The sequence below is a fragment of the Herbaspirillum sp. Her3 genome, assembly GCF_057961275.1.
The window spans coordinates 1,269,601-1,285,177 of the sequence record NZ_CM176328.1 but is presented as its reverse complement, the minus strand read 5'-3'; the positions used below and the strand labels follow the sequence as shown (position 1 = coordinate 1,285,177).

11 protein-coding genes are annotated in these 15,577 nt (G+C 63.4%); 3 read left to right on the top strand and 8 right to left on the bottom strand.

Translation table 11 applies throughout. The features are described 5' to 3' along the window. The first annotated feature begins 2 nt into the window (after positions 1 to 2). Positions 3 to 752 (top strand): SDR family oxidoreductase, encoded by a 750-nt coding sequence (locus tag ACVC5H_RS05830; RefSeq protein WP_489621427.1) that lies wholly within the window; start codon positions 3 to 5, stop codon positions 750 to 752. Positions 753 to 860: 108 nt separating this feature from the next. Here ACVC5H_RS05830 and ACVC5H_RS05825 read toward each other — a convergent pair whose 3' ends face one another. From ACVC5H_RS05825 to ACVC5H_RS05810, 4 genes are all read right to left on the bottom strand, one after another. Beyond that, positions 861 to 1,661, bottom strand: coding sequence for an SDR family NAD(P)-dependent oxidoreductase (locus ACVC5H_RS05825; RefSeq protein ID WP_489621426.1), 801 nt, complete (start codon positions 1,659 to 1,661; stop codon positions 861 to 863). Positions 1,662 to 1,671: 10 nt separating this feature from the next. Next, on the bottom strand, positions 1,672 to 2,442 hold the full coding sequence (locus ACVC5H_RS05820; RefSeq protein WP_489621425.1) for an SDR family NAD(P)-dependent oxidoreductase: 771 nt from the start codon (positions 2,440 to 2,442) through the stop codon (positions 1,672 to 1,674). Positions 2,443 to 2,557: 115 nt separating this feature from the next. Then, positions 2,558 to 4,426: a TRAP transporter large permease gene (locus tag ACVC5H_RS05815; protein WP_489621424.1), complete on the bottom strand. Its 1,869-nt coding sequence runs from the start codon at positions 4,424 to 4,426 to the stop codon at positions 2,558 to 2,560. 73 nt (positions 4,427 to 4,499) lie between these two features. After that, the gene (locus ACVC5H_RS05810; RefSeq protein WP_489621423.1) at positions 4,500 to 5,534 is read right to left on the bottom strand and encodes a TRAP transporter substrate-binding protein; all 1,035 of its coding nucleotides are present in this window, start codon (positions 5,532 to 5,534) and stop codon (positions 4,500 to 4,502) included. A 693-nt stretch (positions 5,535 to 6,227) separates the two neighbouring features. Between ACVC5H_RS05810 and ACVC5H_RS05805 the strand changes: the two genes are divergently transcribed. Next, a complete protein-coding gene (locus tag ACVC5H_RS05805) occupies positions 6,228 to 7,409 on the top strand; it encodes an acetyl-CoA acetyltransferase (protein ID WP_489621422.1) in 1,182 nt (393 codons plus the stop codon). 124 nt (positions 7,410 to 7,533) lie between these two features. Further along, a complete protein-coding gene (locus ACVC5H_RS05800; RefSeq protein ID WP_489621421.1) occupies positions 7,534 to 9,132 on the top strand; it encodes an acyl-CoA synthetase in 1,599 nt (532 codons plus the stop codon). A 215-nt stretch (positions 9,133 to 9,347) separates the two neighbouring features. Here the strand turns inward: ACVC5H_RS05800 and ACVC5H_RS05795 are convergent, their stop codons facing one another. The 4 genes from ACVC5H_RS05795 to glcE form a co-directional block, all read right to left on the bottom strand. Then, the gene (locus tag ACVC5H_RS05795; protein WP_489621420.1) at positions 9,348 to 10,643 is read right to left on the bottom strand and encodes a dicarboxylate/amino acid:cation symporter; all 1,296 of its coding nucleotides are present in this window, start codon (positions 10,641 to 10,643) and stop codon (positions 9,348 to 9,350) included. A gap of 330 nt (positions 10,644 to 10,973) precedes the next feature. Then, complete coding sequence (locus tag ACVC5H_RS05790) at positions 10,974 to 13,097, bottom strand: phosphocholine-specific phospholipase C (protein WP_489621419.1); 2,124 nt, start codon at positions 13,095 to 13,097, stop codon at positions 10,974 to 10,976. A 140-nt stretch (positions 13,098 to 13,237) separates the two neighbouring features. Next, positions 13,238 to 14,479 (bottom strand): glycolate oxidase subunit GlcF, encoded by a 1,242-nt coding sequence (gene glcF, locus ACVC5H_RS05785; protein WP_489621418.1) that lies wholly within the window; start codon positions 14,477 to 14,479, stop codon positions 13,238 to 13,240. Between the two features lie 24 nt (positions 14,480 to 14,503). Further along, positions 14,504 to 15,577: a glycolate oxidase subunit GlcE gene (glcE, locus tag ACVC5H_RS05780; RefSeq protein WP_489621417.1), complete on the bottom strand. Its 1,074-nt coding sequence runs from the start codon at positions 15,575 to 15,577 to the stop codon at positions 14,504 to 14,506.

Sequence of the window (15,577 nt, the reverse complement as noted above, 5' to 3'; positions counted from 1 at the left end):
TAGTGCGCTTTCACTCAACGGAAAAGGAAAAATCCATGTCAAATCAACATACCGTCATCGTCGGCGGATCATCGGGTATCGGTCTTGCGACTGCGCGCCAGCTTCTTGCCCTCGGCCATCGCGTCACGATCACAGGCCGCTCCGCGCAACGGCTGCAAGCAGCCAGGAATGAACTGAATGGCGATCTCGCCACCACCGTTCTCGATGCCGCTGATACTGGCCGTCTGGCGCAGGCCTTTGCCGGCATCGGTGCATTCGATCATCTGGTCTTGTCGTTGGGCAGCAGCAAAGGTGCCGGAGCGTTTGCCTCGGTCAGTATCGATGACGTGCGGCAAGGGTTCGAGGAAAAGGTCTTTCCTCACTTTGCGGCAGCGCAGGCAGCACTTCCCTCGTTGCGCAAGGACGGCAGCATCACCTTCCTGTCTGCAGTTACCGCGCGTGCGGCCATGCCCGAGACAGCGGGAATCGGCGCTGCCAACGCGGCGATTGCGGCGCTGGTGCCGATTCTTGCGGCAGAATTGCGTCCTCTGCGAGTCAATGGGGTTTCTCCCGGCGTGATCGACACGCCCTGGTGGGATTTTCTGAGCGAGGAACAGAAGCGGCCGGTATTTGCCGACTATGCCGCCAGGACGCCCGCAGGACGTGTCGGCCTGCCGGAGGATGTGGCGCAGGCCATCGCCTTCCTGATTGCCGACACCTTCATCACCGGACATATCATCGCTTGCGATGGCGGTCTGGGCTTGAACAGCTAAGCGGTAAAAAAGCCCGGACGCGATTGCACGTCCGGGCATCAAACCGCAGCAGGTCAGCTTCCACGCCTGCCTGGCCGCGATCAACAAACAAGCTTCAAAGCCATCCGCTCATCCCGCACAGCGCAGCGACAGTCCGCCATCGACGATCATGTCCAGCCCCGTGATGTAGCGCGCGTGGTCAGACGCCAAAAACAGGGATGCATGCGCCACGTCCCACGCATCGCCCATGAACCCCATCGGGCATTGCGCATTGCGTTTCGCGCGCATCTCTTCGATGTCGCCGCCATAGGCCGCCTTCAGGGGCTCGCGGATCATCGGTGTATCCATCATGCCGGGCAGCACGCAATTGGCGCGGATGCCCATGGGCGCGTACTGCATCGCCACGTTCTTGGTGAAGGCCAGGATCGCCGCCTTGGTGGCGGTGTAGCCCAGATAGGGAAAACCGATCCAGCGCAACGCTGCCAGCGAGGAGATGTTGACGATGGCGCCCTTCCTCTGCCTTTCCATGATGGGCAGCACGTACTTGTGCGTCAGGAAGAGGCTGGTCTGGTTGACTGCCACCAGCCGGTTCCAGCTCTCTTCGCTGGTCTCCACCGCACCGCCGGTCTCGGCGACGCCGACATTGTTGTGCAACACGTCGACCCGGCCGAAGTGATCCATGGCGGCATCGGCGATGGCCTTGACGTCGGTACTGCGCGAGACGTCAGCCGCCAGCACCTCACACACGCCGCCTTCGCTGCGAATGATTTCCTGCGTCTGCAATGCGGCGTCGATGTTGCGGTCCACCGCCAGCACCCGGCCGCCCTCGCGCGCATACAGCACGGCAGCGGCCTTGCCATTGCCCCAGCCTTCGCCGACCGAGCCGGCACCAGTGACGATGATGGCCTTGCCTTGCATCAGCTTGTCCATGGAGCGCTCCTCAGATGTCCAGCACGCCACCCGCGACGAAACCGCCATCAACCGGCAGCACGTGACCAGTGATGTAGGACGATTCTTCGGCCGCCAGATAGCAGACCGCCGAGGCGATTTCATCGGTGGTGCCATAGCGGCGCATGGGCACCAGGCGGTAGTAGCTCTCGCGGGTCTGCTCGGAATGCATGGCCTGTGTCATATGCGTTTCCACCGGGCCGGGGGCGACACTGTTGACGGTGATTCCGTGCTGCGCCAGTTCGATGGCCATCTGGCGCGTCAGCGCGATGACGGCCGCCTTGGACGTCCCATAGGCAGTGCGCCCGGCCCCGGCGCGGATGCCCGAGATGGACGAGATGTTGACGATGCGCCCCCACTGCTGCTTCACCATCAGCCGCGCCGCATGCTGGCCCGCCAGCAGCACGCCGGTCACGTTCACGTTCATGGTCTGCAGCCAGTTCTCGAGCGGATAGTCGAGGAAGGAATAGGTGCGCGCCACGCCGGCATTGTTGACCAGCACGTCGCAGCGGCCATGGTCCTTTTCAATGTTGGCGAAGGCGGTTGCAATCGAGTCAGCACTGCCCAGGTCCATCTGCACTGCCGCCGCGCGATGGCCGGCTGCGGCCAGCGCGTGTGCGGTGCTGGTGGCGGCGTCCAGGTTGATGTCCGCCACCAGCACGGTGTGGCCCCTGGCGGCCAGTTGTTGCGAAATGCTGGCGCCGATACCCATGGCTCCGCCCGTCACGAGCGCCACGCGGGCGCCGCTATCATTGCGATTCATAATGTCTCCGTGAATGTTGGCGGTCCCGACAGGAAGAAGGGACCGCCGTTTTTAATGCGTCATTGGCAGGTCAATCATGGAAGCTCCCCGATCGCTCGCAAGACAAGTGACGGGATCAAAGGAAACCGATGGAAATCCAGGGTACGAAGGCCACCACCAGCAGCGCCACCACCAGTGCGGCCAGATAGCCCCACACCCGGTTGAAGACGCCATCCGGCGAGACCTTGCCGATGGCGCAGGCGGCATAGAAGCCCACGCCAAAGGGCGGTGCAAACAGGCCGATGCCCATGGCCAGGATCACCACCATCGCATAGTGCACGTCATGCACACCCAGCGAACGCGCCACCGGGAACAGCAGCGGCCCGAACAGCACGATGGCGGGAATGCCTTCGAGCAGACTGCCCAGCACGATGAAGATGACGATGGTGATCAGCAGGAAGCCCGTGCCACCGCCCGGCACACCCTGCATCAGCCCCACCAGCTTGGCCGAGAAGCCCGACTGCGTGAGCGCCCAGGCCATCGCGGTGGCCATGCCGATGATGAGCAGGATGGCGCCCGACAAGGCGGCCGATTCGACGAGCATCGGATAAAGGCGCCTGAAGTTCAGGTGCCGCATGAACAGGTGCATGATCAGCCCGACCACCACCGTATAGGCCACGCCGATGGTAGCCACTTCGGTGGCCGTGGCCACGCCCTCGATGACCGCGATGCGGATCAGCATGGGCAGCGCCAGTGCCGGAATGGCGGCGATCAGTGTCTTGACGATCAGCGAGAGCGGTGCGCGCTTCACGTCCGGCATCGGTTCGCGCCGCGCACGCCGCCAGCACACCACGGCAATGGCGATGGTAGCGATGGCCGCCGGCATCAGACCACCGATGAAAAGTGCCGTGATCGATACGCTGCAGACCGCGCCGATGGTGATGAGCACCAGGCTGGGCGGAATGGTCTCGGTCATGGCGCCGGAGGACGACAGCAGCGCCACCAGTTCTTCCGGCTTGGAGCCGCGCTTCTTCATCTCGGGGAAGAGTGCGGGGGCAATGGCCGCCATGTCCGCCGCCTTGGAACCGGAGATGCCCGATACCAGGAACATCGCACCCAGCAGCACATATTGCAGGCCGCCGCGCACGTGGCCCAGCAGCGCGGCCATGAAATCGATCAGGGTCCTGGCCAGGCCCGACATTTCCAGCAACGAGCCCAGCAGCACGAACAGCGGCACCGACAGCAGGATCAGGCTGGACATGCCCTCATCCATGCGGCTGACCACGATCATCAGCGGCGCCGTGGTAGCCAGCGCGAGATACGCCATGGTCGCGGTGCCGAAGGCAAACGCGATGGGAATGCCGCCGGCCACGCACACACCGATCAGCAGCACGAAGAAGACGATCAGGTTGTAGTTGCCCATGCCCAGCAGCACGGGCCTGGCCAGCCACAGCGCAGCGCCGATCACGGCCACCACGGCCAGTGCCGAGAGCAGCAGGCGCACCGTGGTCATGGCTGCCATGCGCGAGACCGCCGCCAGCAGCATCAGGATCGCGCCCACGGGCAGGGCTGCCGCGCGCAGGCCATCGGGGATTTCCAGTGCGGGGGTGGTGATGGGCATCTGTTCGACCGCATGGTCCACGGCCGGGTGGATCACCATCAGCACGAAGATGCAGACCACCAGCGCGGCCACGGTTTCGAGCCAGATGCGACCCTTCTCCGAACACTTGTTGATGATCGCGGTCAGGCGCATGTGCTCGCCGCGATCCAGCGCCAACACCGCGCCCAGCATGGAGAGCCAGATAAAGAGAATCGAGGCCAGTTCATCGGACCACACCAGCGGATCATGCAAGGCGTAGCGATAGATCACGCCGGTCAGCAGCACCACGGTTTCGGCCAGCACCAGGGCCGCCGCCACGGCGCCGACCACGTGCATCACCATGCGGTTCAGGGTGACCAGCGCGCGCGCAGCCGGGTTCATGCGGGCCGGGGCGCGGTAAGTCATTGCAGCTTCCATCGTCAGGCTCCAGCGAAATTGAAGTCAGGTGGGAGAGTCACCTCTCCCACCCACGGACCGCTCAGGCCAGCTTGCCGGTGTACTTCTCCAGCAGCGCCCAGGGCTCGTCCCCGAACTTCTTCTTCCACTCGGCATAGAAGCCGGCCGCGCGCAGCTTGGCGCGGAAGGATTCGGCATCGGCATTGTTGAAGGCCAGTCCACGGCCCTTCATTTCATCGACCAGCGAATCGTTGAGCTTGCGCACGTCGGCGCGCTGGTTCATGCCGGCCTCATTGATGATGCGCGCCATCAGGTCCTGCAGGTCCTTGGGCAGGCGCTCGAAGGATTTCTTGTTGCCCAGGAACCAGAAGCCATCCCACATGTGGTTGGTGATGGAACAGTATTTCTGCACCTCGTAGAGCTTGGCGGTGGAGATGATGGCCATGGGGTTTTCCTGGCCTTCGACGATCCTGGTCTGCAGGGCCGAATAGACTTCGGCGAAGTTGATCGAGGTCGGCGCTGCATCGAAGGCCTTGAACATCGAGGTCCACAAGGGGCTGGGCGGCACCCGCAGCTTCATGCCCTTGAGGTCGTCGGCAGCCTTGATGGGCTTGGTGCTGTTGGTGATCTGGCGATAGCCGTTGTCCCAGATCTTGTCGAAGGCGAACAGGGTGGACTTGGCTTCGATCTGCTTGCGCACGTGGGCGCCGAGTTCGCCATCCATGGCCGCCCAGACCTGGCTGTAATCCTTGAAGGCAAAGCCGATGCCGGAAATCTGCGCCGACGGCACCAGGGTGCCCAGGATCAGCGGCGAGAGCGTGAAGAAATCAATCGCGCCGGCCCGCACCTGCGAGAGCATGTCGGTGTCCGTACCCAGCTGGTTGTTGGGATAGAGCTGCAGCTCGATGCGGCCCTTGGATTGTTCCGCGATGGCGGCGGCCATTTCCTTGGCGCGCGCATTCATCGGATGGGTGACCGGCAGGTTGTTGGCGTACTTGAAGGTGAACTCGGCCGCATGGGCCGACGTTGATACCAGGCCGGTAGCAGCAGCGGCCGAGGCCACCGAGGCCGTCTTCAGAAAATGGCGGCGCGTGAACTTCCCAGTGGATTGTTCCATCTGTCTTGTCTCCTGTTTGTCTGCTTATAGTTGGTTTTGCTGAATCCGGCGCAAGCTGGGCTGCTGGATCGGGCGTGCAGCTCCCTGTACCGGGTTGTCAACACTGCCTTGTGCGTCGAGAGAGCAAGTTGGATGCCAGGCATCCCTGCGGCATGACCGCCTCCCTCCTCCTCATCCGCACTGCGCCTGTATTCTCTGCGATAAGGGCGGCACAGTACAAGCACGCAATCACGGTGACCAGCATTTATTTACAAGCGTCGGGCCTGCGACACCTGTCGCATGGACTGTCGCAGGGATCGACACCTGTGCACGCTGCCTGCAGGCAACATCGGCTGCTTTGGCGTGATGATTTACGTTAACGTAAAGTACGTGCTATCTTCATGAAGTCGGTGGCGTCATCAGGCCCTTTCCTGCATGCCGGGAAGGATCGAGACCGCCCGCCGCACACATCAGCACGCATCAACATCAACAACAAAGCGAGACCCGGCGCGGATTGGCGCCGGCCCTCTCAGGAGACGGGCAAGATGCAGGCCGATGCCCAGGCAGGGACCCGCGCGACTACCTTCATGAGGTCGTCGGACAGAGTGTCTGTGCGTGGCATCGAATTTGCATATTGCCCTTGTGTGAAACGGAGAAACTGCACCAGCAGCCGCACTCCATCTACCTCGTCTTAAAAGGACACAAGGACACACCATGACTGTTTCTGCATCCTCACCCTGCATCACCGGCTGGCACCATTCCCAATTCGGCAAGCTCGACGGCATCGATCCGGAAATGCTGATCGGCCAGGTCGCCAAGGCCGCCATCGCACATGCCGGGCTGCAACCGGAAGACATCGATTCGATCCACTTCGGCACCTTCAATGCCGGCTTCCTGTACCAGGACTTTCCTTCCTCACTGGTCATGAACAGCCTGCCCCAGCTGCGCTTCAAACCCGCGACACGGCTGGAGAATGCCTGCGCTACCGGATCGGCGGCGATCCATTCGGGCCTGCAGGCGATCAAGGCCGGGCAATCGCAACACGTGCTGGTGATCGGCTTCGAGAAGATGACCGAACTGGCCACCGCGCAAGTGGGCGAGGTGCTGCTCAAGGCTTGTTATGCGAAGGAAGAAGCGGGCATCCCGGGCGGCTTTGCGGGTGTCTTCGGCAAGATCGCGCAGAGCTACTTCGATCGCTTCGGCGACCAGTCCGATGCGCTGGCGATGATCGCGGCCAAGAATCACAAGAACGGCATGACCAATCCCTATGCGCACATGCGCAAGGATTTTGGCTACGAGTTCTGCCGTAACGTCTCCGACAAGAATCCGTATGTGGCCGGTCCGCTCAAGCGCACCGACTGCTCGCTCATCTCGGACGGCGCAGCGGCGGTGGTCATCAGCGCGGCCGAGGCGGCCCGCTCCATGCCGCGTGCGGTGCAGTTCCGTGCGGCGGTGCAGGTCAATGATTTCCTGCCGCTGTCGCGCCGCGATCCGACCCGCTTCGAAGCCGCCGAGCTGGCCTGGAAGAAGGCCCTGGACCAGGCCACTCTGAGCCTGGACGATCTCTCGCTGGTGGAAACCCACGACTGCTTCACCGTGGCCGAGCTGCTGGAATACGAAGCCATGGGCCTGGCCCCGCACGGCCAGGGTGCGCGCGTGATCGCTGAAGGCATCACTGCCAAGGATGGCAAGCTGCCCGTCAATCCTTCCGGCGGTCTGAAGTCCAAGGGCCATCCGGTCGGGGCCACCGGCGTATCGATGCACGTGATGGCGGCCATGCAGGCGGCCCACGATGCGGGCGACATGCAGATCGCCAATGCGCGCTACGCAGGCGTATTCAACATGGGCGGCGCGGGCGTGGCCAACTATGTGAGCATTTTGGAGCGTGTGAACTAAAAGAGCGGATTCCGCCCTGGCGCGCCGTCCTGTCGCTGGCAGACGGCGCGCGACATGAAGCGATGTGTAAAAAAACAGGAAACGGCAACACGCCCGTTTCCATAAAAATCGGGACGAGTGAGACATGTTGAGCAAAGTCATGAACCTGGGCCGCCTGCTGTCGGACGTGGCGCGCCGCTTTCCGGACGAGCCGGGGCTGATCCTGGCACAGGGCCAGGCCGATGGCAGCGACCGCATCATTTCCTGGCGCGAGATCAACACGCGCGTGGATGCCCTGGCACATGCCCTCACCCAACGCGGCGTGAAGAAGGGCGACAAGATGCTGGTCCACTCGCGCAACAACCAGCAGATCTTCGAGAGTGCCTGGGCTGCCTTCAAGATGGGCGTGGTCTGGGTGCCCACCAATTTCCGCATCACCCCGCCCGAGGCCGCCTATCTCGGCCAGTCCAGCGGCGCCTGCGTGATGCTGTATGACCGTGGTTTCGCGCAGTATGTCGATGCCGTCAAGGCCGCTTCACCCGCGCTGGAGCACGTGATCGCACTGGCCGATGCGCGCGCAGGAGAACTGGATTACGAAGCGCTGGTGGCTGCCAGCGATGGCCAGCCCTTCCGCGAAACCGAGGTGGATTACGACGATCCGCTGTGGTTCTTCTACACCTCCGGCACCACCGGCCACCCGAAGGCGGGCATGCTCTCGCATGGGCAGATGGCCTTCGTGGTCACCAATCACCTGGCCGACCTGATGCCGGGCCTCACCCATCAATCACGCTCGCTGGTGGTGGCGCCCCTGTCGCATGGCGCGGGCGTGCATGCGGTCGTCAACACTGCGCGCGGCGCGGCCAGCATCCTGCTCTCTTCGGAGCGCCTGGTGGTGGAGGAAGCCTGGCAGCTGGTGGAAAAATACCGCGTCGACAATCTCTTCACGGTGCCCACCATCGTCAAGATCCTGGTCGAGGATGCGGCAGTGGATCGCTACGATCATTGCTCGCTGAAGCACGTCATCTATGCCGGTGCGCCCATGTATCGGGCCGATCAGGTTTATGCACTCAAGAAGCTGGGCAAGGTGCTGGTGCAGTATTACGGCCTCGGCGAAGTGACCGGCAACATCACCTTCCTGCCACCCTACCTGCATTACGAGGATGACGCCCATCCCCAGGCCCGCGTGGGGACCTGCGGCATGCCGCGCACCGGCATGCAGATCGCCATCCTCAACGACGATGGCCAGGAACTGGCGCCCTTCCAGACCGGCGAAATCTGCGTGCGCGGACCGGCTGTCTTCATGGGCTATCACAACAATCCCGAGGCCAATGCCAAGGCCTTCAAGCATGACTGGTTCCATACCGGCGACCTCGGGCACGTGGACGAAGACGGCTTTCTCTACATCACCGGACGCTCGTCCGACATGTACATCTCGGGCGGCTCCAATGTCTATCCGCGCGAGATCGAGGAGGCCCTGCTCACACACCCGGCCGTGTCCGAAGTGGCGGTGCTGGGCGTGCCCGATCCCAAGTGGGGCGAAAGCGGGCTGGCGGTGATCGTCTGCAAGGCCGGCCAGCAGGCCGATAGTGCTGCACTGCTTGCCCATCTGGAAACGCGCATCGGCAAATACAAATGGCCGCGCCGCTTCGTCTATTGGGACAGCATGCCCAAGTCGGGCTACGGCAAGATCGTCAAGAAGCAGATCAAGGCGCTGCTCGAAGAGCAAGGCGAATATCGCATCTGAACCGAAGCGCCCAAGCCCCCCGTTCGACCTGAGTAGGGCCGCAGGACCGTATCGAAGGTAGCGCGCCAGGGCTACACAACGGCATGCGCGCCTTCGATACGCGGCTGTGCCGCTACTCAGTGCGAACGGGACTTCCGTGTCGCGGACCACAATGAAAAATGCCGCCGGGCGATAAACCGGGCGGCATTGCATGCACTACGAACTACAGAGCGATATCAGGCTTCGTTATGCAGGGTCGCTTCGGCTTCATGTTCGATGTCGAGTTCAGCGCGGGCCGCTTCTTCCTCGCTCATCAGACCACCTTCCCACTTCGCCACCACGGCCGAGGCGATCGAGTTGCCCACCGCATTGGTGGCCGAACGGCCCATGTCGAGGAAGGTATCGATGCCCAGGATCACCAGCAGGCCGGCTTCCGGAATGTTGAACTGGTGCAGGGTCGCAGCCACCACCACCAGCGAGGCGCGCGGCACGCCAGCGATCCCCTTGGAGGTCAGCATCAGCACCAGCATCATGGTGATCTGGGTGGAGATGGGCATGTGGATACCATAGGCCTGCGCGATGAAGAGTGTGGCGAAGGTGCAGTAGATCATCGAGCCGTCGAGGTTGAAGGAATACCCCATCGGCATGACGAAGCTGGAAATCTTGCGCTTGACGCCAAAGCGGTCCAGCGCGTCCAGCAGCTTGGGATAGGCCGCTTCCGAGCTGGCGGTGGCAAAGGCCAGCAGGAAGGCTTCCTTGATCAGGGCCAGCAGGTGGAACAGGCGCTTCTTCAGGAACACGAAGCCCACCGCGATCAGGATCGCCCACAGCAGCACCAGCGAGAAGTAGAAGTCACGCACGAAGACGGCGAAGCTGACCAGGATGTCCAGGCCATTGACCGCCACCGTCGCGGCCATGGCGGCAAACACCGCCACCGGCGCAAACTTCATGACGTAGACGGTGATCTTGAGCATGGTGTGGGAGAGATCGTCGATCACCGCCAGCAGGTTCTTGCCACGCTCGCCCAGCGCCGCCAGGGCGATGCCGAAGAACATGGAGAACACCACCACCTGCAGGATTTCATTTTGCGCCATGGCTTCCACGATGGACTTGGGCACCAGGTGGTTGAAGAATTCCTTGGCCGTGAACTTGCTGGTGGCCAGGCCGACACCGGCTGCGTCCGGCGACGGCAGCGCCACGCCGGCGCCCGGTTGCAGCAGGTTGGCCATGATCATGCCCAGCGCCAGCGAGACCAGCGAGGCGATGAAGAACCAGCCCAGCGACTTGCCGAAGATGCGGCCTACCGACTTGGCGTCACCCATGTGGGCAATGCCCACCACCAGGGTCGAGAACACCAGCGGTGCGATGACCATCTTGATCAGGCGCAGGAACAGGTCCGAGGCAATCGAGATGTAGCCGGCCAGCTCCTTGGCCTCATCCTTGCCGTAGTGATTGAAAATCAGATAGCCGACCAGGATGCCCAGCAGCATGGCTGCAAAGATGTAGGCGGCTTGTGGAATGCGTTTCTTCATGTGTTCTCCTGCCCTCGCTCGCCACCGGCACGAGGCAGGTGAGAGGACGATGATGTAAGGCTTGCGGGCGGCGCCGGCCGGTACGGTGACAGGGGCGCCATGCTTTTGGATGGTCAGGAAGCGTCAGTTTCTGATGAGAAACTCTGACCGTTTTTTCCCGCCGCGCGGAAAAAAGGACGAAGCTTATTGACTTATGCCCCCCGCCGTCAAGCCGAAGGCGGTAAATCTGCCCCAAAATGCAGCAAACCGTCCACAGGAGGCGAAATGTGGCGACTTTGCCAATATCCTGTTTAGCAAATTGTCAGCTTTCAATGGCGTTCTGACCACCATTCAGATCGCCGTGGTCACCGGCGTCGTCGCGGCGGGATCGCTCATGCTGGGCTGGCCGGTTTCGAGGTGGCCTGCCAGGCGGCGCAGCCAGTGCGGCCAGCCCTCCACACGCCATTGCAGGTCGTACCAGTGATGGCTGGCGGCCAGCGCCCAGGTACTGCTCACACTCTGCCCCGGCGGCACCTGCAGAATACGCGGCTCCTGGCCGTAGGCCAGGTCGGTGACCGTGGCCGTCAGCGGCGCCGGGCCGGGATTGAGCAGCCTGACCGTGAGCACGCCTTGCGCCGCATCGTAATGGGTGCGCAGCTCGGGCTCATGCGGCCCGGCCATCGCCTCTCCGGCAAAACGGCGGAAATAGCCGTTCGGCCCCCACACGCTGAGCTGGTAGCGCCCATCGGAGGACAGTGGCCAGCTGTCGTGCAACTGCTTGCCGGCCTCCACCGTATAGCCGCGCGGGGCGTTACTGCCGCTGACGCCGGACACATCGGCATGGACCCGGAAATGCGCGCCCTGCTGGCCGGCATTGTCGAAACTTAACTGGTAAATGCTGCCCTTGCGCTCGCCATGGACATGCAGTGCATACGGCAAGGCGCAGGCAGTACGCAGGCCCGCTTCCTGCGGCGCAATCGACAGCTCAGCCTCAGCCTCGGGCGCGCTGACGGCGATGGGGCGCTGGCATTGCAGGTCGGCCTCGGCCACGTAGCGCGTGGTATCGGGCAGGCGCGGCGTGGAGACATCGCGCCGGGTGAAATCCAGGGTCGAGGTCAGGTCGCCGCAGACCGCGCGCCGCCATGGCGAGATATTGGGCTCGATGACGCCGAAACGCCGTTCGATGAATTGCAGCACCGAGGTGTGATCGAAGACCTGCGAATTGACGCGCCCGCCGCGCGACCACGGCGAGACCACGAACATGGGCACGCGCGGTCCCAGCCCGTAAGGCAGCTGGTCGGCGCTGAACTGGCCCTGCTGCGTCGGGGTGACGTGGACGTGCCGCTCCAGGGCGATATCCACCGTGCTCTTGCCGGAACCGGGCACGGTCGGCGCCTGTGGCGGGACCACGTGATCGAAGAAGCCATCGTTCTCGTCATACATGATGAAGAGCACGGTCTTGCTCCACACCTCGGGATTGGCGGTGAGCGCATCGAGAATGTCGGACAGGTAGCGCGCGCCATAGAGCGGCGTGTAATCGGGATGTTCCGAATAGACTGCCGGCGGCAACAGCCACGACACCTGCGGCAACGTCCCCTGCTCCACGTCGGTTTTCAGTTGCGCCACAGTGCGGGTACTCATGCCACGCGCATGCAGCGAGGAACCGATGGGTGCGTGGACGAAGTTCTCGAAGCAGGCCAGCATGTTGGTGCCGTAGTTGCCGCTGAACTTGTCGAAATCCGTGCCCTGCTGATAGACCTGCCACGAAATCCCGGCCTGCTCCAGCCGCTCGGGATAGGTGGTCCAGGTAAAGGGCGGCAGCTTGACGTCACTGAACTGGTTGTCGATGTAATCGGTATTGTCCAGCAGCGGCCCGCCGCCTGTGCCCAGCGGATCGACCATGCCGGTCATCAGATACATCCGGTTGGGATGGGTGTTGCCGGGGATGGAACAGAAATACTGGTCGCAGATGGTAAAGGCATCGGCCAGGGCATAGTGGAAGGGAATGTCCTCGCGCACGTGATAGCCCATGCACAGGTTGCCCTTCTGCTGCGCCCACTGGTCGGCGCGCCCGCCATTGATGGCGCCCTGCGTGGTGGCCCAGGTGTGCGGCAGGCTGCGCACGCACTGGGCATTGACAGCCGGATCGGTGGTGTCGTAACGGAACGGGGCGATCAGCGATTGCGGCGCATCCTGGCGTGGCTGGAACCAGACCGGATGGCCGTTGGGCAGCGTCACCGGAAAGCGGTCGTTGTAGCCGCGCACGCCCGAGAGGTGCCCGAGGTAGTGGTCGAAGGAACGGTTTTCCTGCATGAAGACCACGATGTGCTCGACGTCCTCGATGCTGCCCGTGCGCACCTGGGGCGCAATGGCCAACGCCTTGCGGATCGAGGCCGGCAGCAGCGCCGCCGCACTGGCGGCACCGGCCACGTTGGCCGAGAGCCTTAGAAAATAGCGCCGACTGGTTCCGCCCATGATCCTGGTCCTCGTGCGGGTGGCCAGGCGGGACAAGCCTTATCGGACTTTGCCTGACAGCACCGATTGTTTCGGTCGAGGCGAAAGTCTAAGTTTTTGATCTGACAGGACGATGACATCGGGATGTCATCTCCGGAACACTATGCCTGTTGCAGGGCGCTATCGAGCAATTCGATCCAGTGCCGCACGGGAGTATCGGTACCGGATTGCAGGTGCGTGACGCAACCGATGTTGCCGGTGACGATCATGTCGGGATCGGTGGCCTGCAGCTTGCCGAGCTTGTTGTCGCGCAGGCGGTAGGACAGTTCCGGTTGCAGCACCGAATAGGTACCCGCCGAGCCGCAGCACAGATGGCTGTCGGCGCACAGTTGCACGTCCACGCCGGCCGCGCGCAGGATGGTTTCGACCTTGCCGCGGATCTTCTGGCCGTGCTGCAGGGTGCAGGGCGGATGGTAGGCCACGCGCTTGCCGTTGAAATCCTTGAGCTTGTGCTGCAGCTGTTCTTCGAACTCGGGCAGGATCTCGCTGATGTCGCGCGTCATGTGGGAGATGCGGCGCGCCTTCTCGGCATAGTCGGGATCGTGTTGCAGCAGGTGGCCGTATTCCTTGACGGTGACGCCGCAACCGGAGGCATTCATGACGATGGTGTCGGCATTGATGCCATCGCGGCCTTCGATGTAGGGCCACCAGGCGTCGATGTTGCGGCGCATGTCGTCCAGGCCGCCGTCCTGGTCATTCATGTGGTAGCGGATGGCGCCGCAGCAGCCGGCCTTGGGTGGTGCGAACAACTGCACGCCCAGCGCATCGAGCACGCGCGCCGTGGCACTGTTGATGTTGGGTGCCATCGAGGGTTGTACGCAGCCTTCGAGGAACAGCATCTGGCGCGCATGCGTGCGCGTGGGCCAAAGTCCGGCCTCCTGATGCGGCGGCACCTTGTTCTGCAGCAGCTTGGGCAGCAGCGGACGCACCATCTGCCCCGCCTTCATGGCGGGACGGAAGATCCACTTGCGCGGCACCAGTTCCTTCAAGGCAGTGCGCATGAGACGCTGGCCGAAGGGACGCGTCACCTGCTCTTCCACCACCTTGCGCCCGATATCGACCAGGCGCCCGTACTGCACGCCCGAAGGACAAGTCGATTCGCAGTTGCGGCAGGTCAGGCAGCGGTCCAGGTGCGATTGCGTCGCTGCCGTGGCGGGCTTGCCTTCGAGCACCTGCTTGATGAGATAGATGCGCCCGCGCGGGCCATCCAGCTCGTCGCCCAGCAACTGGTAGGTAGGACAGGTGGCGGTACAGAAACCGCAATGCACGCAGGAACGCAGGATGCTGTCGGCTTCCTCGCCGGCCTGGGTGTTGCGGATGAAATCGGCTAAGTTGGTCTGCATGGTGATCGCTGGCGGGAGAGGCCCTTACAGGCTGGCGTACAGGCGGCCGGGATTGAAGATGCCCTGCGGGTCGAATTGCTGCTTGAGGCGGCGATGGATCGCTTCCACCGCCGGCTGCAAGGGATGGAAGACACCGATGGCCTTGTCGCCACCGCGATGCAGGCTGGCATGACCACCCACGGCCAGCGCGGCGGCGCGGATGGCGACGGCATCCACATTGGCCTCCGGACGCAGCCAGCGCTGTGCCCCGCCCCACTCAATCAGCTGGCGGCCCGGCAGGTCGATGGGCGCTGCCACCGACGGCACCGACAGGCGCCACAGCGGCGCTTGCGGATCGGCGAAGAAGGCATGGGTCTGCTCGCGCAGGTCGGTCCAGAAATCGTCAGGATTGCTCAACTCGGTGCCGCCCAGCTTTGCGATGGCTGAATCAACGGCAGCCTGTGCGCCCGATAAATGGATCGTGAGCACATTGCCGACCCAGGCGCTGGCGACCAGCGGCAAGGGTTGGCCGGCGCACTGGTTCAACAGGCGCAGCGCGCCCTCCTGGTTGATCTCGAAGACCCGCGTGCTGCTGGCGACGGGGCGCGGCAAGACCTTCAGCGACACCTGCAGGATCAGTCCCAGCGTGCCCAGCGAACCGGCCAGCAGGCGCGAGATGTCATAGCCGGCGACGTTCTTCATGACCTGTCCGCCGAAGTGCAGCTGTTCGCCCTGGGCATCCATCAGCACGGCGCCCAGCACGAAGTCGCGCACGGCACCAGCGCTGGCGCGCGCGGGTCCGGACAGGCCTGCAGCCACCATGCCGCCGACGGTGGCGGCCCCACCAAAGCGCGGCGGCTCCCAGGCCAGCATCTGGTTGTGCCCGGCCAGGGCGGCATCGATCTCGGCCAGCGGCGTGCCGCAGCGCGCGGTGATGACCAGCTCGGTCGGCTCATAGTCGATGATGCCGCTGTAGGGGCGCGTGTCGAGCACGTCGCCGCAGGGCTGCTGCCCATACCAGTCCTTGGTGCCGCCGCCACGGATCTGCAGGGGCCGGCCGGAGAGGATGCGTTCGCGGAAGGAGGCCAGCACGGCCTCCATGTCTTGTTGTGCTTGCAT

Bases quoted from the DNA above. Each gene is read 5' to 3' on its own strand.
- ACVC5H_RS05795 (WP_489621420.1), bottom strand. From the start codon at position 10,643: ATGAAGAAACGCATTCCACAAGCCGCCTACATCTTTGCAGCCATGCTG.
- ACVC5H_RS05825 (WP_489621426.1), bottom strand. From the start codon at position 1,661: ATGGACAAGCTGATGCAAGGCAAGGCCATCATCGTCACTGGTGCCGGC.
- ACVC5H_RS05805 (WP_489621422.1), top strand. From the start codon at position 6,228: ATGACTGTTTCTGCATCCTCACCCTGCATCACCGGCTGGCACCATTCC.
- ACVC5H_RS05810 (WP_489621423.1), bottom strand. From the start codon at position 5,534: ATGGAACAATCCACTGGGAAGTTCACGCGCCGCCATTTTCTGAAGACG.
- ACVC5H_RS05800 (WP_489621421.1), top strand. From the start codon at position 7,534: ATGTTGAGCAAAGTCATGAACCTGGGCCGCCTGCTGTCGGACGTGGCG.
- ACVC5H_RS05815 (WP_489621424.1), bottom strand. From the start codon at position 4,426: ATGACTTACCGCGCCCCGGCCCGCATGAACCCGGCTGCGCGCGCGCTG.
- glcF (WP_489621418.1), bottom strand. From the start codon at position 14,479: ATGCAGACCAACTTAGCCGATTTCATCCGCAACACCCAGGCCGGCGAG.
- ACVC5H_RS05790 (WP_489621419.1), bottom strand. From the start codon at position 13,097: ATGGGCGGAACCAGTCGGCGCTATTTTCTAAGGCTCTCGGCCAACGTG.
- ACVC5H_RS05820 (WP_489621425.1), bottom strand. From the start codon at position 2,442: ATGAATCGCAATGATAGCGGCGCCCGCGTGGCGCTCGTGACGGGCGGA.
- glcE (WP_489621417.1), bottom strand. From the start codon at position 15,577: ATGCAAGCACAACAAGACATGGAGGCCGTGCTGGCCTCCTTCCGCGAA.